General features: G+C 40.1%; 21 protein-coding genes, 1 tRNA gene and 1 riboswitch. Of the genes, 7 read left to right on the forward strand and 15 right to left on the reverse strand.

Going from position 1 to position 21,505, the window contains the following annotated elements:
* Positions 1–193: 193 nt before the first annotated feature.
* From CSV72_RS12455 to CSV72_RS12475, 4 genes are all read right to left on the reverse strand, one after another.
* Positions 194–859 (reverse strand): hypothetical protein, encoded by a 666-nt coding sequence (locus tag CSV72_RS12455; RefSeq protein WP_099635218.1) that lies wholly within the window; start codon positions 857–859, stop codon positions 194–196.
* 263 nt (positions 860–1,122) lie between these two features.
* A complete protein-coding gene (locus tag CSV72_RS16910) occupies positions 1,123–1,272 on the reverse strand; it encodes a hypothetical protein (RefSeq protein WP_099635217.1) in 150 nt (49 codons plus the stop codon).
* Positions 1,273–1,427: 155 nt separating this feature from the next.
* Positions 1,428–2,348 carry a S66 peptidase family protein gene (locus tag CSV72_RS12465; RefSeq protein WP_099678615.1) on the reverse strand — a complete coding sequence of 307 codons (921 nt, stop codon included), beginning with the start codon at positions 2,346–2,348 and terminating at the stop codon, positions 1,428–1,430.
* A gap of 311 nt (positions 2,349–2,659) precedes the next feature.
* Entirely contained in the window at positions 2,660–2,923 is a 264-nt protein-coding gene (locus tag CSV72_RS12475; RefSeq protein WP_099635215.1) for a hypothetical protein, read from the reverse strand.
* A gap of 267 nt (positions 2,924–3,190) precedes the next feature.
* Between CSV72_RS12475 and CSV72_RS12480 the strand changes: the two genes are divergently transcribed.
* Positions 3,191–4,261: an SLAC1 family transporter gene (locus CSV72_RS12480; protein WP_099635214.1), complete on the forward strand. Its 1,071-nt coding sequence runs from the start codon at positions 3,191–3,193 to the stop codon at positions 4,259–4,261.
* Positions 4,262–4,394: 133 nt separating this feature from the next.
* Here CSV72_RS12480 and CSV72_RS12485 read toward each other — a convergent pair whose 3' ends face one another.
* The 4 genes from CSV72_RS12485 to CSV72_RS12500 are packed head-to-tail and all read right to left on the reverse strand — an operon-like array spanning position 4,395 to position 7,186.
* Complete coding sequence (locus CSV72_RS12485; protein ID WP_099635213.1) at positions 4,395–4,835, reverse strand: disulfide oxidoreductase; 441 nt, start codon at positions 4,833–4,835, stop codon at positions 4,395–4,397.
* Positions 4,835–5,509: a DsbA family protein gene (locus CSV72_RS12490; RefSeq protein ID WP_099678617.1), complete on the reverse strand. Its 675-nt coding sequence runs from the start codon at positions 5,507–5,509 to the stop codon at positions 4,835–4,837. Before CSV72_RS12490 ends, CSV72_RS12485 begins: the two co-directional genes overlap by 1 nt.
* Before the next feature lie 24 nt (positions 5,510–5,533).
* Complete coding sequence (locus CSV72_RS12495) at positions 5,534–6,628, reverse strand: copper resistance D family protein (RefSeq protein ID WP_099678618.1); 1,095 nt, start codon at positions 6,626–6,628, stop codon at positions 5,534–5,536.
* On the reverse strand, positions 6,629–7,186 hold the full coding sequence (locus tag CSV72_RS12500; RefSeq protein WP_099678619.1) for a copper resistance CopC family protein: 558 nt from the start codon (positions 7,184–7,186) through the stop codon (positions 6,629–6,631).
* 337 nt (positions 7,187–7,523) lie between these two features.
* Between CSV72_RS12500 and CSV72_RS12505 the strand changes: the two genes are divergently transcribed.
* Positions 7,524–7,847 carry an ArsR/SmtB family transcription factor gene (locus tag CSV72_RS12505; RefSeq protein ID WP_099678620.1) on the forward strand — a complete coding sequence of 108 codons (324 nt, stop codon included), beginning with the start codon at positions 7,524–7,526 and terminating at the stop codon, positions 7,845–7,847.
* Between the two features lie 149 nt (positions 7,848–7,996).
* Positions 7,997–8,162: riboswitch (M-box (ykoK) riboswitch) on the forward strand.
* Positions 8,163–8,340: 178 nt separating this feature from the next.
* Positions 8,341–9,702 carry a magnesium transporter gene (gene mgtE / locus CSV72_RS12515; protein WP_099678622.1) on the forward strand — a complete coding sequence of 454 codons (1,362 nt, stop codon included), beginning with the start codon at positions 8,341–8,343 and terminating at the stop codon, positions 9,700–9,702.
* 304 nt (positions 9,703–10,006) lie between these two features.
* On the opposite strand, the gene CSV72_RS12520 is transcribed toward mgtE, so the two are convergent.
* The 3 genes from CSV72_RS12520 to CSV72_RS12530 all read right to left on the reverse strand — a co-directional run bounded on the left by CSV72_RS12520 (position 10,007) and on the right by CSV72_RS12530 (position 14,257).
* Positions 10,007–11,320, reverse strand: a complete 1,314-nt coding sequence (locus tag CSV72_RS12520; RefSeq protein ID WP_099678623.1) for a hypothetical protein — start codon at positions 11,318–11,320, stop codon at positions 10,007–10,009.
* A gap of 98 nt (positions 11,321–11,418) precedes the next feature.
* On the reverse strand, positions 11,419–12,831 hold the full coding sequence (locus tag CSV72_RS12525; RefSeq protein WP_099678641.1) for a M20 family metallopeptidase: 1,413 nt from the start codon (positions 12,829–12,831) through the stop codon (positions 11,419–11,421).
* A 1-nt stretch (position 12,832) separates the two neighbouring features.
* Positions 12,833–14,257, reverse strand: coding sequence for a sodium/glutamate symporter (locus tag CSV72_RS12530; RefSeq protein ID WP_099678624.1), 1,425 nt, complete (start codon positions 14,255–14,257; stop codon positions 12,833–12,835).
* Positions 14,258–14,589: 332 nt separating this feature from the next.
* On the opposite strand from CSV72_RS12530, the gene CSV72_RS12535 reads away from it, so the two are divergent.
* Genes CSV72_RS12535 through CSV72_RS12545 form a run of 3 tightly spaced genes read left to right on the forward strand, consistent with a single transcriptional unit; the run spans position 14,590 to position 17,264 of the window.
* The gene (locus CSV72_RS12535) at positions 14,590–15,726 is read left to right on the forward strand and encodes a betaine/proline/choline family ABC transporter ATP-binding protein (protein ID WP_099678625.1); all 1,137 of its coding nucleotides are present in this window, start codon (positions 14,590–14,592) and stop codon (positions 15,724–15,726) included.
* A complete protein-coding gene (locus CSV72_RS12540) occupies positions 15,719–16,372 on the forward strand; it encodes an ABC transporter permease (protein WP_099678626.1) in 654 nt (217 codons plus the stop codon). The genes CSV72_RS12535 and CSV72_RS12540 overlap by 8 nt, the downstream gene beginning before the upstream one ends.
* Before the next feature lies 1 nt (position 16,373).
* Positions 16,374–17,264 carry a glycine betaine ABC transporter substrate-binding protein gene (locus CSV72_RS12545; RefSeq protein ID WP_099635310.1) on the forward strand — a complete coding sequence of 297 codons (891 nt, stop codon included), beginning with the start codon at positions 16,374–16,376 and terminating at the stop codon, positions 17,262–17,264.
* 150 nt (positions 17,265–17,414) lie between these two features.
* Here CSV72_RS12545 and CSV72_RS12550 read toward each other — a convergent pair whose 3' ends face one another.
* From CSV72_RS12550 to CSV72_RS12560, 3 genes are all read right to left on the reverse strand, one after another.
* Positions 17,415–18,098 (reverse strand): FG-GAP-like repeat-containing protein, encoded by a 684-nt coding sequence (locus CSV72_RS12550; RefSeq protein WP_143561176.1) that lies wholly within the window; start codon positions 18,096–18,098, stop codon positions 17,415–17,417.
* A 209-nt stretch (positions 18,099–18,307) separates the two neighbouring features.
* A complete protein-coding gene (locus CSV72_RS12555) occupies positions 18,308–19,402 on the reverse strand; it encodes an S-layer homology domain-containing protein (protein WP_099678628.1) in 1,095 nt (364 codons plus the stop codon).
* A 251-nt stretch (positions 19,403–19,653) separates the two neighbouring features.
* Entirely contained in the window at positions 19,654–19,929 is a 276-nt protein-coding gene (locus CSV72_RS12560; protein WP_099678629.1) for a DUF2564 family protein, read from the reverse strand.
* 350 nt (positions 19,930–20,279) lie between these two features.
* On the opposite strand from CSV72_RS12560, the gene CSV72_RS12565 reads away from it, so the two are divergent.
* Positions 20,280–21,119 carry a polysaccharide deacetylase family protein gene (locus tag CSV72_RS12565; protein ID WP_369802919.1) on the forward strand — a complete coding sequence of 280 codons (840 nt, stop codon included), beginning with the start codon at positions 20,280–20,282 and terminating at the stop codon, positions 21,117–21,119.
* Between the two features lie 85 nt (positions 21,120–21,204).
* Here CSV72_RS12565 and CSV72_RS12570 read toward each other — a convergent pair.
* Positions 21,205–21,276: transfer RNA gene (locus CSV72_RS12570), tRNA-Asn, on the reverse strand.
* Positions 21,277–21,505: the final 229 nt, after the last annotated feature.

The raw sequence follows: 21,505 nt of genomic DNA on the forward strand, positions 1-21,505 counted from the left end.
GCAGAGGATGACGGATAACATGCAATAATAAGGTATACAAAAAGAGTGAATCAGGTAAAGTCCGATCCACTCTTTTTTATGGTCTTAAAGGAAGTACATATTGATTTTTAAGCAGTAAACTACAACTATCGCCTACCGACTCCCCATACATTCTTAAATTGTTTCTACATTGTACGGGGACCTGGTACCGATCTCACGAATGTAGCTTGCTTTGAACTAAACTCCAAGACTCAGGATCGTTCAACTCATTAATATCCACTTCGAGATTGCTACCTAAATAAACCGTCTCTCCTTGGATAGCGACAACCATCGCCTGAAGAATCGGATCTTTTGTGTTGCATTGGTACACGTCGCCTATTTTAATTTTATGCGCTTTAGGCACATTGATCTTCGTCTTTTCATTTACTTGCTCCGTAATATAATCCGCATCTGGAATCTCCATATCAATAATATTCGCACCGTCTTCAAGCCCAGGCATCATCACCCAATACTCGTTATGTTTAATACCATTGGATTTATTACTGATGACACCATGACGTTCAATCGAAGATACCATTTCAATCGCATGTAGATGGTGATGATCTAAAGAATCTGGTTGAGGATTAATGATTAAAATATAATCGCCTACTTTAGCCTTCTCATCTTTGTGCAATGTATATCGTTTATGATTCACGACAAAACTGTCCAAATGTTTAGGTTTATACAAATTAATTTCTTTAGCCGTAGCCAACTGTTGTTCAAAGTCTTCTAGTCGGATCAAGTGAACGGACTGCTTGAAAAAAGCTTTTACAGAATAGACTTTATGCAGCTTATTTTGATAATAAACGAATTGGCCTTTTCTAACATTTAAGAGATTCAATATAATTCACACCTTGTTAAGTATTTTCCGCAGTCTACTGCCTTTTCATGCAGAATATACCTTAATCATATCAACAATTAGTGGTTAACGATATAAAATTGAATTATTCATAAAAAGATTTTATTAAAGAGTAGAAGGATGAAATACAAAAAAACTCCCCATAATAAATGCTGAGAGTTTTCCATGGATAAATAGGCAAGTCAAGTACCAGATGCCAGTACAATGCAGAACCGTTTCTGCGTTGTACTGGCATCTGCTCTAACTTATTCATCCGCCTGTTTTTTCTTCTTTTCCAAATACGCTGTACGTATTTTATCAATTTGCTGCTTTTTATCAAATTGAGCTGGCTTGTTTTTTTCGTGATACTTTGCCACAGACGCCTTGCCTTTACTATCTAGTTGATACTTCCCCATTGTTTTCACCTACTCTTCTCATCTTCTTAGTAGACCATCTATTCAACACAAGGATGATACCTTAATTTACTGAAGTAGACCTTCTTACTTTATAAGTATACCCTAAAACTCGCGTATATTAGCAAAATATAATGAATTTCATGCGGACCTGTCACCTACTTTACAACCGGCTCCGTCACCGTTAACGTTCGATTCACCGTATCCATACGAACACTGGCCCCTATAGGTACAGTGGCTTTGTAGAAGCTATGTGCGCTCGCTAGGTTGGTCAATAAAGGTTTGCCTAGTGGAACTATAAATTCATTGATCAAATCCACATAACTTTTCCCATAGGCAGAATCACAGTTCGTACATTGTCCCATAATGATGCCCACACAATCATCAAATTTCCCTGCCATCGCTAAGTGGTTTACGTAACGATACACCGTATTAATCGGTTCATGAGTTTCTTCCAATAGAAGAATTCTACCTTCTGTATTGATTTCATAGGACGTACCTAATGTGCCTACGAATGACGTGAGATTCCCACCTACAATCGGTCCCGTGACATTTCCCGGAACTAATCCAACCAGTGGAACTTCAGGCGGATTCATAATTTGCCAAGGTGCCGTGACATTCGATGTCGCCGCAAAGAATTGATTGAAATTATATGCAGGGGTCCCCGCCTTAAAGTCTAGCAACAGCAAACTTTGAAAACCGATGAGGTCGGCATATTCAAACAACACATTCAAAAAAATCGTAATATCGCTATATCCCGAAACAATTTTGGGGTTTTGTTTAATCACATTAAAATCAAGGAAAGGTAAAATACCTGCCACTCCGACGCCTCCGCGAGTAGGTAAAATCCATTTCACTTCCGGATTCTTAAACATCTTCATTAAATCCGAAGCCCTTTGTTGAGGCGTAGCCGCAAGAAATCCATTTGCCGAATACACATGTTCACCTACCACGACTTTATACCCCATCGTTTGCAACATCCGAATCCCTTCCGTAATGCGATTAGCTGCGAGCGGACTTCCAAGCGTCACGATCCCCACCGTGTCGCCTCTTTTTAATTGCTGCGGTTTTGTTGCCATGCACTAGTCACTCCTCTCCCTTTGTAAGTCGTACAAATATATTCTTTTGTTGTAGCTTATGTTGGGGAGGCTTTTTTGGGCACTGGCAAATGGCTCACTGGTGAACGGGAACGAATGGAATACAGCATAGCGAACGGTCAGCAAACGGTACCAGGTCCCCACACAATTCCGGTTCAATTCAGAATAGTTTCCAATTTGTGTGGGGACCTGGTACCGAAAAAAACAAAAAAACTCCGCCAGTTCACACAAACCAGCGGAGTTTTTCCTTTAGAACATATGGATATGTAGTTTTGCACACAAGTATCTGAAAATCAGTTACCTACGATATCTAGGCACCATGTGAAATTCTCCCATGCAGAATTCCAGCCGTTGAATAGCTCGTGCGAATCATCCCAACGAACCTCAAATTTCTTCTGACCATCTACCTCTACTAAATACAGTGCCAACGTAGAGTCTTTCTTAGCTATCGCTAACATCATACCATTTTGAAGTTCTTCTTCAGTAAACGGTACATCTGAAACCGATCGCAACTGTGCTTGCTCGAATACTTGCTTGTTACCGATTCTATAATTCATACAGACCCTCCACTAAAACTTTTATTCTTTATATTCATTCATACCTCTTCCGTAATTTATAGAAGTACAGAAGTACATTTTATACTTATTTACTAGTGAAATCAAAGATGAAGTGTATTGGATGAATTCAATATACTTCATAAACGGTGCCAGGTCCGCACACAACTCTAATTCAATTCACAATTGTTTCTGATTTGTGTTGGGACCTGGCACCGTTTATGATATGATTTACGCAAAAAAAGAAATCCAAAGCAAAGGGATGCAACTATGTTTATATTCTTATTTATCGCTACTCTCATTCTGGCATTCACCGGTAAACATCTCGGACATAAGCCAGTGATTTCCACAGTTGCCGGCGCCCCCCTTATGTCGATGGGCATTGCATTAAAAAGCGTCGTTTTCATATATTTTCCATCTGCAACCACCATCGTATTTTACGTAGTCATTGCAGGCGCATTTTGGATCTTAATTCATTACCTATTCGATTTGTTTCATAGGGACTTTTATTTGCTTCATGTGAAAGATCCCATATCGAGTTTTTCGATTGGCACTTGGATTGCATCTGTTTCAATTATTCTTATTTTGCTGTCGGACAACGACATGGCCGGTTCAATGAACATTCTATTCTACATAAATCTCACGTTTTGGTTTATTTATATTGGACTCGTTATTAGAAATTATATGTTCATTTTCACAAATCTGAAAAAGTATATACATCAAATACATGGCGGATTGTTACTGACATGCGTATCCACTCAATCTATTGTTATTTCGGGCTATCATGTGTTGGATGGCGCTGAATGGACAGGCCGCGCTAATACTCTACTTGTTATTGGTTCATTGTTTTATATACTGAACTTTTTGCTGATTGTGTTCCGTTATGTAACGGCTTCAGATAAAGATTTAACGGTCAATTGGGTCAATACGAATTGTATTTTACATGGTGCTTTGTCCATTACAGGCGTGGCACTTACATTCGCACACCCTACAGCTTTCTCCCTCATGTATATCGTTTGGACTCTTTCATTCGTATTTTTCCTTGTCATCGAAACGATTGAGATCATATGGGCTTTTCAACGAATTCGGAAACTCGGCTGGCGTCATGGCCTCTTTGACTATTCCCCGACGCAATGGGCTCGAGTGTTTACATTCGGCATGTTCCTTTTCTTCACGGAACGAATTCCTACCGGCCATCATCCATGGATCGACGCGTTGGCACAGCCACTACAACTCTTCTTGCCGGTTGTGATTGTACTATTAATTGCCGTAGAAGTTACGTTGATGAGCTTGCAGACTTATCGTACTCTACGGGCGGAGAGAACGGGAACAATTGCTTAACGGTGCCAGGTCCCCACACAACTTCAACACGATTCAGAATTGTTCCCGAATTGTGTCGGGACCTGGTACCTTATTCAAAAAAAGAAGCCAAAGATCGACATTCGACCACTTTGACTTCTTAAAACAGCATTCTTTATTCATTTACCTTTTTGGGTTTAAGAAGAAACATACAGACAGCAATTATTACAAAGGCCATTAATGCCAAAAATGGAATCGTAACAAACCCAAACCAATTGATGTACGCGGCATTACAAGGTACTCCGCTTACGCACGGCTTGATACCTCCAAACCCCGGTATCTTCTGTTCTAAGTAGTGCATGAAGGAGATGCTTCCTCCAATAAGAGCTAGCGGAAGCACAAACTTTTTAACAGTATTGTCATTCTGAAAAGTAGCAATCCCCAATAGTAATGTAAGTGGGTACATAAGTATGCGCTGATACCAACATAACTCACATGGAATATAGCCTTTAATCTCACTGAAATACAGGCTCCCAAACATGGCAACTAGCGAAACAACCCAAGCCACATATAATAGGAATTCCTGTGATTTAGATTGGTTTTCTTTATACTTCATCAGTCTTTATCCTTCTTCGCTTGCTCAATTGCGGACTTAATCGCTTCGTAATCAAATGGGTCTTCCATCATTTTTCCGTTTACGACAATAGTTGGAGTCATGGCAACGCCGACTTCCCTTACTAAATCTTCGTCGAGTTTTAATTTCTCCATAGTCGCTTGTTGTTCCATGTCTTCTTTTAAAAGTGTCTGATCAATCTCAGGGAAATCACTCGCAATTTCAAGAATTCTTTCAGGAGTTATCCACTCCGCATCATGATTTTCAGCTGGCTGTGCATCATACAATGCGTGATGGAAATCCCAGTATATACTAGGACTACGCTCCAAAACGGACTCAGCGGCGATCGACCCTAAAGTCGATTCATCACCGTGGAACAATACATTCACGAATGAAAATTGCACTGTACCTGTTTCGATATAATCCGTAACTAGCTTTGGATAAATCATTTCCCCCCATGCTTTACATGCAGGACATTTGAAATCACCAAATTCAACTATCGTTACAGGAGCATCTTGATCCCCAAGTGAAGGTTGCCCAGTGATATCGATTTTCTTTGTATCCGTTGGTAAGGTTTCTTCTTTATTGCTAAATACAACAACTGCCGCCAATATTGCGACTGCCAATAGTGTTAAAATAACCACAAATTTCATATTGGAATTCTTATTCTGTTTCATCAAATACCTCTTCTCTCATCGTTATTATTGCATGCTAGACATGAATCCAAAATAGAGCGATAGAACACTGAATATCCCCATGAAAAACGGAACAATTGCAGGCGTTTTTTTCTTGAAGCTATATACGATTAGCCCCATGAAGATCATGGCTACAATAAAAAATAGAATGTTTAATGTGTTAAAACCAAATTGCAAACTCATGGAAGGTTCTATAACCCCTAAATAAAAGTACTCGAAGTACGCCGAAGGACCGCTGCCTGCGAGAGTAATCTCGATACTATGCGGTGGTTCCTGTTGTCCCAAGACCCCTGTCGAAACGAACGTAAAAAATAGAAGTACGCTTTCGAACTTCAACCACGGTATAGGATTAATTGGCTCTTGCCTTTTCAATTTACGTTTAATCCAAAACCCATTTATAAAAGCGAAAAACAGAACCGGGATGATAGTCAAATGCTTCACCAATAAGGCTTGTCCATAGGGTAACATCCATGCATCGCCATACTCATTTACATCAATCACCAATGTCATGAGAAATAATCCTGTTCCTACAATCGTAAGAAAACATGTGATGGCCAAAGGAGTAAACCATCGTAAATAGGAAAGCCAATTCTCTTGGTTTTTTGAACACCAACCAACGATCAGGAGGATACCAATCCATACTGTCACTGCTAGAAAGTGTAAAGAGTGAATAACGAAGCCACTCCATTCGGTAAGCGATGCGCCATGACTTGCCCATCCCAATGCCAGGAGTAGGACGAAGGTGAAAGCTAATGAAATACCAGAAAGCACTTTGCTATTCAAGACTGAAAACAAGGATACAAACAAATAAAAGAATAGTGCAAGTATGAGGGTGACTGTCCATGCCTTGCCTACTTCAAACCCCGTAAGCACATTTTGCATCGTCAACAGTAGACCGATGTCTTCATAAAGAAATAAGATGACTCTAATCAGCGGTGCAGCCGAAAAGAACACAATGCCTAGCACTGCCAATTGAAGTAGCCTCTTCGAAATACGGATTTCAGGTTTCAGTCGTTCTGGAATGAATTGAATGATAAATGCGCCCATCAATAGTGAGAAACATAAATACAATAAACTTTCTGAAATATAAATCCAAATCATTTATGTTTGCCTTCTTCCTATGATCCAGCCGAAAACTCCGCCAGCAATCGTAAATAAAACGACAAGGATGATAACTAAGACATCATGTGATGCTATTTTTGATTGAACTTCAACTGGCTGCTCCACATTTTCTTCTACTCGTTCTTCAATGGGCTTGGCAGGTGTTTCTTGGACTTCTTCTGATACTATAGGATCCTTTAATTCATCTTGATTGACTACAAATGAATAAGTTCCCTGTATCGGATGACCATCCGCACCAATAATCTTCCAGTCCACAGTATATGTACCTTGATCTAACGGAGACAAAAAACCAGCTGTCATGACATGATCATTCACGTTAATAGTACTGACGATTATTTCCTCATTCGCCTCGTTAAAGACTTTCACCGTACTTGTGGCTTCAATTTTCGTATTAAAATCCAATACAATTTCATGAACTTCTTCAAAAATTACTTCACCATCAGCTGGGGTAGCACTAGTTAGGCCAGTATGTGCGGATACGGTATTTGCTGAGATGATGAATAACAAAATGGACATCATGACAATATTTTTCTTCATAACTTCCCCTCTCACTTCCTTTCATTCATATAAAAATCATGCCTCCTTTTAAATCCCTGTAACCATAAGGTGCGTACTATATACTGTCTGCTTCTTTAACTATTGACTCTTGAGAATGCTCATAGGTTCCGACTCTTCAAAAACAAATGATAGCGATATAGATCATGTAATTTCGTTCAAAAATAACCTTTTCAATATGTACTAACCTGATGTTGCGTTGAACACCAACAGTGGCCCCCATACAGTATTCACTTTTATTTGACATACATATTAGTCATTGCTAATGTGATAATAACAAAACGTATTAGTCATGTCTAATATAAGGAGTGATATATATATGATACAAGAAAATTTAGAACTTAAAGTGAAGTTTTTACGTGCATTTGGAGACAAAACAAGGGTTCAAATATTAGAGTGCATCAAATATGAGGAAAAGACTGTCACACAAATTGTTGAAAGTATAGAAGGTAATCAGTCAAATATCTCACAGCACTTAGCTTGTCTTAGAGGTTGTGGGATTATTGTAGGAAGGCAAGAAGGTAAATATGTCTACTATGGATTGCGAAATCAACAAATTAAAGAGTTATTAGACACATTTGATCATGTGTTGAGTCAAATTGAAAACAATGTTGCTTGCTGTGAAAATCATATAAGTTCATAATAGTGCCAGGTCCCCACATAACTTCGAAACAATTCAGAATTGTTTCCAAGTTGTGTCGGGACCTGGTACCTGTTTGAGTGGTGTCCGTACCTGTTTGCCTTCATTTGACAATTCAAACACCTTCCGATAGTATCTGTAATGAATTGCATAGATACCCTCGTTAGGTAAGGCTCCTGTATGGAGAAACGCTGCTGCCCAGAAACGTCCAAAGACGCCAATGGGTCAACAGGAATTATCGAGTTAAGGTAATTTTTAATGTAGCTGGATTCAATCCTATGCCATACAGTGCTAAAGCTCCACGACTGGAGGATATTTGTTTGGCCTTTTACAGTTCTTTTCAGAGAACTTTTTTCGTATTGCTTATGACAAAACACCTTCTCTTCTTGAAGGTGTTTTTTTATGATTCATTTAAAACAAACGTATGTTATCAAAATTCCTTTGTTTGCTGTTGTAGCCTTACCCTACGAGAGAATTAATTGAAGGAGCGTTGTATATGACCAAGTTAAGCAGAAAGACACGCGAACAATACATGAGTTTGGCGTTAGACGAGTTGAGAGAGGAAAAAATGGTAGAGTTTCGAGAAACGTTTTTAGAGCTGCATCCATCCGACCAATCGGATATTTTCATGACGTTGCAAGAAGAGGAACGTCATCGGGTCTATTCGTATGTATCCCCTCGTGAAATGGCGGATATCTTCGGGCTTTTAAAATTCCATAATCAAAAAGAAGTTTTTCAAGAGCTGAATGACAAATATGCTTCCGAAATGTTTAACAACATGTTTACGGATGACATCGTTACATTCTTAACGAAGCTCAATAATGAGTTGCCAAATTCCATAATCGATAATATGGAACCCGGCAAAGCCGAAAAGATTAAAAGCCTTTTATCGTATCTACCAGAAACTGCTGGATCGGTAATGACAAAGGAATTTGTGAGCATTGCGTCTACTGACAACGTGACAGATGTTCTGAATACGTTACGGATCATTGCCTCGGATGCCGAAATTATCTACTATTTATATGTGGTCGACGAACAGGGCAAGCTAATCGGAGTTGTATCGTTACGAAACTTGCTCGTCGCAAATCCTGACGAAATGATCATAGATATTATGAATACACGCGTCGTATCGGTGCCAGATCATATGGACCAAGAGGATGTGGGAAAGCTCATTAAAAAGTATGACTTTCTAGCGGTTCCTGTCGTCACTACAGAAAATCACCTGTTAGGCATAATTACTGTCGATGATATTATGGACATTTTAGAAGCAGAAACGACAGAAGACTTTGGTGAACTATCGGCTACTAAAGGTGCGACAGATATAAACTTAACTTCATTTGCAGCTGCTAAAAAGCGTTCTCCATGGATCATTAGCCTGATGTTTTTTGGGTTGATCACAGGTGGCGTAATTGGACGATTTGAAGAGACATTGGAGTCCGTCGTGCTACTAGCTGTATTCATTCCAATGATTATGGACTCTGCGGGTAATGTTGGAACGCAATCGCTAGCGATCTCTGTTCGCGGTCTGGCGTTAGGTACAATTGAAAAGAATAGTGCATTTAAAATGGTGAAACGGGAATTGAAGACCGGCTTCTTAATTGGACTGATTTGTATGGTCGTCATTACAGGGCTTGTGTATATTTTCTATAGTAATTTGGCGCTTGGTTTGATTGTAGGCTGTTCCATTTTACTAACGCTAGGAATTTCCGCTGTCATTGGTGCAATCGTTCCATTGATCATCAATAAATTGAAATTTGATCCAGCGATCGCATCCGGCCCGTTCATTACTACGTTAAATGATATTATCGGGTTACTAATTTATTTCAAGATTGCTACAACGTTAATCGAATTTTTGTGATTAAAAAGGAGTCTGTCTACATAAGTAGACAGACTCTTTTTTGGTTGTGAAAGGTTCCAGGTCCGCACACAACTTCAGATGAATTTAGAATTGTGTCTGATTTGTGCGGGGACCTGGACCCCAATCGATTGTTGGTACCTTATTTATGTCCGATGATTAATGAGTAGGAAAGTCTCTTCGAATGAAAAATACCTGTTTGAGAAACTTTCATGTTTGTTTAAACATAAAAGTTTGTTTCTCAAACAGGTATCAACTTTTACTCGCAACTCTACGTATACACTTATACAAATCGCGGTCTAATTCTTCAAGTAAACAACCCTTCGTTCAATATATATAACTTTCGAGGTCTTCCTTGCAGACCTGATTCCCGATCATCTTTGACTGTAACCAGTCCATTTTCTTCTGCTTCTTTGAGAATGCGGTTTGCTGAACGATCACTTATTTGCAACAGACTCGCGAAGTCACTGCTCGTCAATTCTTTTATATTGACTTGGTCAAAAGCCAGCAGCACCTTGTGTATACGGTCATTCGACATGTTCAGCCGTTCTTTCAATGTATCAATGGAAACCATTTTTAGTAATTGACGTGCAGGCGTCTCATTATGCTGAGTTCCAGTAAGCGGGCCTATTAATTGTTCGTCTTCTAATAAAATATACGTACTGCTTAATTGATTACTTTCAGAAATTCGGCTTGCTCGTTTGGCATTAATTTGCGCTTCAGTGAAACTCCTCCCCGTCCCCCAACCGAGATGAAAGACCATTGAATCTTCTTTAGGTAAATAGGGGAGTATATCACAAGAAATAAAGTTATTTGTCATGTTTTCGAGCACTGAACGGTTAGTTGTAATTTCAAAGTAATTCTTACTCGCATCAATAATGAGTTGATTTTTCATATGATAATTGTACTCTAGCAACTTTGAATGTATAGCGAGAAACTTACTTTCCAGCAAACTTGCATTATCGAATTCAAAAGTCAAATAGCCATAGACAATTTGATTGCTTTTTAGATGATCGATCCGTACAGCATTGATCATCTCATTTGCCGTTTGTATAATCGTTTCATCCGAGATTTCAAAATAGAAATAATCGATACCTTTCTTCTGGAAATCCTCCAAAGTGTTCACAAACCGTGTAAACGACCAGTCAATTCTTCCGGTCGCATGCAATTCCTCATGGTATTTTATGCTTTCAATATAAATATCATCCATCGAATATTCCGTTAAGTCTTTTGTGATGATAGGCCGTTTATCAACGGGCAACTCTTCGACGAAACGTTGAATAATCTCACTTTCTTGATAAAAGTCGATAAACACTCGAGATAAATCAAGATTAGGATGTTCCAATAGAATGTGAAACAACTTTTTATAAAAATCGGCTTCCGACATTTTCAAGTAATACGCTGGCTTTGTATAAGTTTCATTTTCAGACAAAGCCGTCATGTAAGCGAGTTGACCACTAAAGAAGTAGGCATCCAAATGATCTTTGTTCGCTTGGTAGACGGCTTTTAAGTCTTCGATTGTCTGATAGGGATAGTAGTGAAAGTTCACTTCATTGTATTCCCTTAAAATATACTGAATCCGATTTAAGCTGAAATGCGGTAAAAATATACCTATATTCACATAGACTCCTCTATTCTTTTTGTTAAAGTTATCATGTAAGTACACTACACTCAGCTTAAAGGACTTTTTTGACTAATACAATAGATGGAATGAATCATTCAGATATTTTTCTGGTTCGGTTTTACCCACTCCGGAATAGGACTTACATAGCCGTTCTCCCCAACCGCTACATGTAATTCATTCTTTGCCTGTGCGATCAATTCTTCGTTTTCAAGCATCTTTAATGCGCTTAAAGCTAACACTTTCGAAACTTGCAGCATTCCTTTGTGTGCATAACTCGTCTTCCCTTGCGCCACTAATTGCCAGGTGTGTAAGGGTGTTCCGAATGCGGCTGTAGTCATGACAATTTGTCCTGTTGGCGCAATCCAACTCACATCTCCCACGTCCGTTGAACCCGGCATAACTTTATCCATTTTCATATAGGGCAAAGGCTTTTCAACAAGTGGTTCATCCCCAGAAATTTTCATACCATCCATTCCCATGTCCCCGCTTCCCATATCCTCCTTCGTGAAAGTTGCTTGAAATTCACGCGCTTGTGCTTGTTCTTCGCTAGTAAATGGTATAGGGCCCATGTCCATCATCGATTCACCTAAAATTGTATTGATCGTATGATTGGGAATGAAGTTCGAACATGCTTTATCAAAAACGACCTCGACCTCTGTTCCAGTCATTAATGCAGCGCCCTCAGCAATTTTTGTCATACGCTCATATAGTGATTGTACCTGTTCAATGCGTGGAGCGCGGATCAATTGCAATACTTCCGCATTGGACTGAACTACGTTTGGAGAATGCCCACCACTATCTGTAATCGCATAATGAATACGCGCACCATCAATCATATGTTCACGCAAATAGTTCACGCCTACATTCATCAGCTCAACAGCATCCAGTGCACTTCGACCTAAATGAGGTGCAGCTGCCGCATGTGCGCTTTTCCCTTTGAATTTAAAGTATGCTTGAATATTAGCCAGTGTACTAAAACTCCATACGCTGTTCATTGGTGCAGGGTGCCAAGTCAACGCAAGATCTACATCATCAAACACTCCATCACGCGCCATAAATGTCTTACCTGAACCACCTTCTTCTGCAGGACAGCCATAATACCGCACTCTGCCGCTTAGTTGGTTTTGTTCCAAATAAGATTTAACAGCCAATGCAGCACCTAAAGTCCCCACTCCCAGTAAGTTATGACCACAACCATGTCCATAATCCCCCTTAACAATCGGCCGTTGTTCAGCAATTCCACTTTCTTGACTCAAATCTGCAAGAGCATCATACTCACCTAGAAATGCAATAACAGGTCCTCCTGTTCCAAATTCTCCAACAAAAGCAGTAGGTATACCTGCCAAATTCTTTTGAACTTCAAAGCCTTCTTTTCGCAAGACATCCATGATTTTATGGCTAGACTCCACTTCTTCAAACCGAATTTCCGGATGATCCCATATAAAGTCACTGATTGCTGTCAAATCATTTTTCTTACCTTCTATATATTGCTCAATCCACTCTTTCAAATTAAACACCCTTTCTCTCTCTTCGATCACTCGTTGTTGTGATAAATAATAGAACAATAGCTATGATTGCCACCGTGACATACAACACCATCCCTGCGCTTAACCCCTGATTAACCAATAAACCGAAGGATAATGGGAATAATACAAACCCAATGACACTATTAAATGAATAGGCAATGGAGTAGTCTGCAAGTACAGGTGACTTCATTTCAGAATCCACCATTTTCAGTAATAATAATCCTGTTAAGAAAACCCCAGTATTCGTTCCTAATAGAACCATAGCTCTTTCAAACCAATGATCTTTGAAAAAGAACTTTGATAAATAATAACTAGCGCCAATCGTTAATAGTAGAACGCCAATCATCATAACGGACAGTGGAACGATATAAGTGAAGACCGCTTGTATTGGTAAACTCATGATGGCTGCAACGATCGCAAAATCTGCAAAAGTGGATGCGATTTTAGACTTCGTCTGGTTGTCTACAACCCAAGCAAGTTTGAGCTTCTGCATAGTGCCCCAAACAATGTACATTAGTATGATTGCATAGGCCCACTCAGGTATAGAATTCAAAATGAGGACATTATGTTTCTTTAAGAAATACGTCAGTAAGAAGGACAGCCCACTAACGCCAAGAATTAGTGATAAGTGAAGGGCAAGTGAATCGATGGAAGCAGAGTTCGTTGACTCTCTCCCTGCAGTCAGTTGCTTATCAGGATTCTTCTGAACACCAGTCCGCATATCTTCCGGCAAGCTTGCACTTCCATTCAAATATTTCGTAAAACCTTTCCGTGCAGCGATATTAATGAGCAATATTCCCACTAAAATACCACTAATTAATCCGACAGTTGCAGTTGTTGTCGTGACCCCTTGCGCAACTTCCCAATATGGTTGGTTCATTGACTGAAGCATACTTCCGACCACACCAGCAGTTCCATGACCACCAGAAAACCCAGCAGAAAGTTCTGTACCGAAAGTCGGATACAAATCAGAATAAGAAGGGAATAATTTAAAAACCCCTGCTATGGCCAAACCGAAAAAGTTTTGGACACTCCCAATAATAATCATCAATAACAACATAATTCCGACTGGCTTCATTAAGCCTTTCTTTTTGTTACCGCTTTCATCTTTGCCGCCAATTTTCATCCCAAGTGGAACAGATGCCACTACTGGCACAATTAATATACCTGGTAATATCGAGGCAATCGTTAACCAATCTTGCGGAATTGGCAACACCGCATATTGCTTTAAAATAATAGGTCCCAATAATAGTCCTACAAAACCCCCAATGACTGAAGCTGGCAGAAACAGTTTTTGCATCGTTTTAACTTTTGCTCGGACAATTGTACCGATGAGTAAAAACATACCAATTAAAGCAAATGTAAAAAACAGCATGCGAATCACTTGCGAGAGTACCGTCGTTTCCATATCTCATTCCTCCTAACTTAAAGGACACTGTCCTTTAATATACCTTAACTAGTTTTATAATAGCATTGTTGTGTAAATAGTCAAACATTATTTTCAATATTTTTCGCGAAAAGTACCAGGTCCACACACAAATTCAGTTGAATTCAGAATTGTTTCTGATTTGTGTGGGGACCTGGTACCCAATCGTATGTTGTACAAGCTTTACTAATATGTTAAGGTATTTACAAAGGTTACTTTCTTAATTTATTAAGTAACCACGTCTATTTTTTAAATCCTGATTTCAAAAACGTAAGAAATCAGGATTTACTCTTAATTACATACAGGAGGTACTTATGCTGAAGTTTGAAGATGTGTCAAAAGTGTACGATGATGGATTTCAAGCTGTGAAATCTGTCAACTTCGAGATCGCGGAAGGTGAATTACTAGTTCTCATAGGGCCAAGTGGTTCAGGTAAGTCTACTACCATGAAAATGATTAACCGGATTATTCCACACACAAGTGGCAAAATTTCTATCAACGGCAAAGATATCAAATCTTACAACGCCGCTGAACTCCGCAGAAATATCGGTTATGTCATTCAACAAGTCGGGCTCTTTCCTCATTACACGATCGAAAAAAACATTTCTATTGTACCCCAATTGAAAAATTGGAGCGAAAACAAAACGAGAACGCGTGTACTTGATCTACTAGAAATGGTCGGACTCGATCCGAAAATTTATGCTTCCCGGTATCCGAAAGAATTATCAGGTGGACAGCAACAACGTGTCGGCATTGCGAGAGCGCTTGCAGCGAATCCAGATGTCATTTTAATGGATGAACCGTTCAGTGCGCTTGACCCTATTACACGTGAACAACTGCAAGAAGAATTACTTAAGCTACACAAACAGTTAAAGAAGACCATTGTCTTTGTCACACACGACATGGACGAAGCGTTAAAGATGGGCGACCGTATTGCCATTATGAAAGACGGCAATTTACTTCAGTTAGACACTCCAGAGAAATTACTACACGAACCCGCTCACGGCTTTGTGGAAGAGTTTATGGGTAAGCATCGAATTATCCAAAACCCTGAACTGATGCCGGTTACAGAAATCATGGCAGAGAAGGTTGTCACTACCCGTTCTACTACTTCTCCAGAACGAGCCATTTCGCTTATACGTCAACGAAAAATAACGGATCTTCTCGTCGTAGATGACCAAAGGAAACTACTTGGTATTGTATCCGCTTACGATTTAATTAAAAATTTAGATGGCATCAAAACCATTGATGACGTGATGAAACCCGCTGTACCTTTTTTACTGGATACGGCGACGGCGAAAGATGCCATTATTATGATGGACACTTCACCGTTCGGCATGATTCCAATTGTCGATGAACATCATATATTGGTAGGACTCGTCAACCGCGGCTCCTTACTCTCTGCGATGTCTAGTCAATGGACAGATAAGGGGGCCGATCTAGATGAATGATTTAAATATATGGCAACAACTCGTGGAACAAACCAAATTGCGATGGCCGGAAGTGCTCGAAGCGACATCCATCCATATTCAACTCGTATTCTTCTCGATGATCTTCGCCGTAGTCATTGCGGTAACGCTTGGGATTGTCATTACACGCGTACCTAAACTGAAAACGGGAGTCCTTGGTGCGGCAGGCATTATGCAAACGATCCCTAGTTTAGCGGTACTTGGTTTTATGATTCCCATTTTCGGAATTGGCGTGAAAACAGCCATTGCTGCGTTATTTCTCTACTCTTTACTGCCTATTATGCGAAACACCTACACGGGAATTAAAGACGTTGATCCCGCCACAATCGAAGCGGCAAAAGGTATGGGCATGACGAATATGCAAATTTTATTTAAAGTAGAATTGCCTCTTGCTATCCCTATTATTATGGCTGGCATTCGAACAGCTGCGGTCATTAACGTCGGGAACGCGACACTCGCAGCATTCATCGGAGCAGGTGGACTCGGTGACTTCATTTTCCTCGGCATTACACGTGGAATTGACGGATTGATCTTACTTGGAGCCATTCCAGCGGCGATCCTTGCGATTGCCCTTGAAACGTTCTTTAGCGCCGTTGAACGTTGGACGACGCCGAAAGGATTGAGATAATTTGAAAAACAAACTTACACTATTGCTCGTCACGACCTTACTGGCTAGCTTATTGTCAGGCTGTATATTCAATGAAAAGGATTCACTCAGACTCGGTTCTCGAAACAATACGGAGAGTATAATTTTGTCTAATATCATGGGACAATTAATTGAAGATCGCTTAGGTGTAGATATTATTTACAAAGAAAACCTAGGCGGCTCATCCGTCGTCTGGAACGCGATGACCAACGACCATATCGATGTCATCCCTGACTACACAGGAACCATTGTCGTAACGTATTACCAAGAAGAGCCTGGGACAGCTGAAGAAACATTAGCTGCGACCAAACGACTCGTCGCCGGTGACAACATCACCGCACTCGGTACGTTCGGATTCAATAATACGTATACACTGGCACTTGATGAAGAGAAAGCGGAAGAGCTTGGCCTTGTGACGTTTAGTGATTTTGCTAAAGTGTCGAACGACTTCATTCTCGGCGCCGTGTTCGAATTTATCGACCGACCAGACGGATTACCTGGTTTCGAGAAAGAATATGACATCGAGTTTAAAGACGTCAAAGGAATGGATCACGGGATGATGTATCGTGCCATTGGTGCAAATGAAGTAGATGTCATCAACTCCTACACGACTGATGGACAGCTCGCAATTGCGAATCTACGCGTGTTAGAAGATGATAAATCGTACTTCCCTCCCTATCACGCACTGCCGTTAGTACGGGATGAAACACTTAAAGAGTACCCAGAACTCGAAGAAATACTCGGCCTGCTTGAAGGTCAAATCGATGAAGAAACGATGCAAGTCATGAACGGAAAAGTCGATAATGATGGAATTATGGTTGAACTCGTCGCCAAGGAATACTTGGTAGATAGTGGGTTAATTGAAGAAAAGTGAATGGAAACAGCGCACCCTCTTTTGTAGATGAGGGTGCGCTGTTTTTTTCGTAGATGGTGCCGCAGATTGTGCCAGGTACACACACAAATCCGGTTCAATTCAGAATAGTTTCTGAATTGTGTGGGGACCTGGTACTTGTTTCAAATTCTGTCACTTCATATTCACACCAAATACAGACACAGTCAATCGATTTGAAATAAATTCGACGTCTTGCCACGTCAATAGATTTTCAACATATCCTAATGTATCTGAATTAGTAGGTCCAATAATACGTTGCAAGGCTAATATATCAAAATAATTGTTTGTGTTAGTTGTATTTATTGGAAATAAGCCTCCTATTCCAAGAACTCCGCCTTGAACTGGATTTTTTAATATCCCATTACCGTCATAAAACTGAGATAAATAATCAAAGCCTCTGTCGCCTATGTCTATGATGAATGAAACGTTAAGCTGTGAACTTTCCACACGCACTTTATAATAATCCTCATAATGTGCTTCGAATTCATACTTTTCGTCATAGTGATCACTGTTGAACAATTCCTGTAACCTGTCACTCTTAAAGGAATAGATATAAAAAATACGATATCCCCCACTACCGCCCGTATCCATACTTACCATAATATCAGGGACACCATCTTTGTTAAAATCGCCAAGAAATAAGCGCGGATTATATCCCGCATCATTTTTCAGATGAACGGTTGTACTTTTGGTTGATCGTCCTTCATGTATTACGAGTGTAATATTATCAGCATAGACACCTGGTGGCCCATCGAATTGACCATACAAATACACGGTGTCCAACATACCATCCCCGTTGACATCTCCCATTTTCATATCCAACAATGTATGTTTCCCGTTAACCTCAATCTCTCCTATTCAAATGTAATCGTTGTTTATTGTATGATATGCCGATAGGGTCTAGTTGATTTTCTTCTAATGAACAAGAATCCAGTTCCACTTACATAGTTGTATCTGGACCTGATACCTACTGTAAATTCAAAAAGTCTCGAGACAACCAAGGATTGTTCCTGGACCTCGTATATTTACTTAGTTTTTTTCACACGTTTCACTAATCCATACAGCTCTTTCCCCGAACTGTCTACTCGTTGAATCAATCCAATATCTTTTGCGTAGTAATCGAAAATTGTTTTATTATCCCACGGCGTATAGTTCTCAATTACCAACACGTCACGGTACTCTATAGTACGAACAGTCTTCACAGCATTCGTTTCTGTAATCCAAATATTACCGAAGCTGACCGGTCCGATATCGTTTTCACTGTGGGTTTGAGTTACAACAAAAGGGAAAGGAATATATTGATCATAATGGAACCAGTCATCGTAAGCTTCTGCGTAGGACCAAGAGTTTTGAACATAGCCTAGACGAGGAATCTTTTCATGTTTCGTTTCATTGTGTATACGCCAATAAGCTAAGCCGTTTTCTTCTTTTCTGTCATACTCATAACGATAGTTACTGGAGCCGTCTGTATAGTAATACGTATAATTCGGATCCGGCATAATATTCATTGCTCTCGTTGTAAGTGCGCGGGCTAGAAATGCTGAAAAATGCGCACGTGTAATGAGCTGATTCGGTTTGAATGTACCGTCTGGATATCCAGTAGCAATATTGTTGGACGACACTCTCAAAATATCAATGTGAAACTCCGAATGCGCTGGAACGTCACTGTACCGCGGACTTTCTTCTCCCTTTTTATGCACCTTCAAATTAAATGCTTTACTCATCAGCCTCGCCATAAATGCGCGAGAAATACTGGATTCCGGTTTGAAATTGACCGCATTTGAAAACAGACCCGCAGTATACGCCGCCGCTATCTCATTATAATAAGGATGAGATTTGGGTACGTCCTTATAGTTAGGATCTTTCAAATTCGTCGTCGGCAGATCCAGTGCCTGAACAAGCATTGCGGCAATATGCTTCTTTGCGATCGGCTCATTCGGCTTAAATTTCCCGTCCGGATAACCGCTTATTATTCCGCGGTCCGCCAAGTAATTTACTTCTACATACAGTGACGACGTTTTCTTATGCATGTCTTTAAAACTTGCAGCTTGTACATCCTGCATCGTTCCCGTTACAGCAATGAGAAAAATCACACACACCACAATCCATTTTTTCAACAATAGTTGTCCTCCGTAAATTCATTTTTTGCGCACCTTATATATGTATGAATATCGCGAGGTTCATATGAATAATAATTAGGATATCAGATCCACACACAACTCCAGATCAATTCAGAATTGTTTCCAATTTGTGTTGGGACCTGGTACCGTGTCTTCATGGAAACAGCGCACCCTCTTTTGTAGATGAGGGTGCGCTGTTTTTTTGCATTGTGAAATTACCTTATTTTACGATGACTTAGTGCTACCATTCATTACTCGCCTTTTTTCATTCGAGCTTCATTCAATTGCTGCTTGATCGAATCCAACTGACCCTTATGTTGCTGAATTGTATCTAACTCATTGTCATATTGCTCCACATTCATAAACGCATTTTCTGCGCGCTCAATTGCATTAAATGCATGCTCGATGGCTATCTCTTCTGGATGAGACATTGCTTGTTTCACTGCACGATCTGCTTTCTCTACTGAATTCCCAAAGAATGTACCTGGGTGTTGTTTTTTCCAACTCTGGCCAAATTCCTTTCCCATATACTTCTCCTCCCACATGTAAAATAAATGATACTGTGCTTAGTATCGCAATTTATTGTGGAAGTATACGCAAAGAGATTTTACCTTGAGTACCAGGTCCGCACACAACTCTAGTTCAATTCAGAATTGTTTCTGAATTGTGTGGGGACCTGGTACCTAAATCAGCATACTTATTCAAATACAGGAAACACTACCGACAAGAGAAGAGGTGATATAAACTGAAACGCTTCTGGCTTATTTCTTTCATTGCTTGTATAGGAATACTTTACCTAGCTCTTTTCACCAATCAGTGGGGACCAGATACGGATCTAGTAAGCACGGCCTCCGCATCTAAAAATAGCAAAGACAGACTGACGATAGAATTGGAATCATTCAGCAAGGCGCATCATATCCCCGCGGTTGATGCAAAGGTCGACAGAGTCTGGAAAGCCATCCCCGGCTACAATGGACTGGAAGTGGATCTCGAAGCCAGTTACAAGAAAATGAAAGCGACCGGCAAATTAGATGAATCAAAAGTCGTATACAAAGAAACTTCCCCCACTGTTCATTTGAAAGATGTAGGCCCCCACCCCATTTTCAAAGGAAATCCTGATAAACCGATGGTATCTTTTTTAATTAATGTTGCCTGGGGTAATGAATACATTCCTGAAATTTTGGATGCACTAAAGAAGCATAAAACGAAAGCCACCTTCTTCTTCGACGGTAGCTGGGTTAGTAAAAATCCCGATTTAGCTAAATTGATTTTTAATGATGGCCATGAAATTGGAAACCACGCATACAGCCATCCCGATTTACAGCAGAAATCAGAAGCAGAAACAATGGAAGAGTTAAAAAAGACAAATGAGGTCATCATAAAAACACTCGGGATTACATCACCCAAGTGGTTCGGTCCGCCAAGCGGCAGTTTTAATCAGCAAACGGTTGAAACCGCAAGCCAGCTAGGAATGTATACGGTTTTATGGACGGTAGATACAATCGACTGGAAAAAACCAGCGACGAATGAAATGGTGAACAGAGTCGTATCTCAAGTGGAGAACGGCACGATGATTTTAATGCACCCGACTAAACCTGTAGCTGAAGGAATGGAAGATATGATTACACAAATCACAGAGAAAGGTCTTCAACTTGGGACCGTCAGTGAACTGATGAGTGAAAAACGTGTGAACGGAACAGCATGGGATGATGAGTGAGGTGCCTGCGCAACCAACATGTATATCGGTGCAAAACAAAAATTCTCCTGACCGCACATAGCCGGTCGGGCGAGTTTTTTATGTACTCCAAAGGCAGGAATCGAACCTGCGACCGATCGGTTAACAGCCGATTGCTCTACCGCTGAGCTACTTTGGAAAGAGAGTTCATTTGCGCTATATAGTATGGACAGGAATCTGACATGTATACATGGTTCGTTTAGTAAAGGAGCTGGTCCGTGTGCTTGCTTCAACAATCCGTACAGCTCATTCCCTGCAATAGCCACTCGCTGGATTAAGCCCATATCTTTCAAAAAAGTACGTGTGCGTGAAACTTTTATGATTGTTTAAACATTCACGATTGTTTCATACACAGGTACCATATATTA

This window comes from Sporosarcina sp. P20a (assembly GCF_002743175.1).
Classification (GTDB): domain Bacteria; phylum Bacillota; class Bacilli; order Bacillales_A; family Planococcaceae; genus Sporosarcina.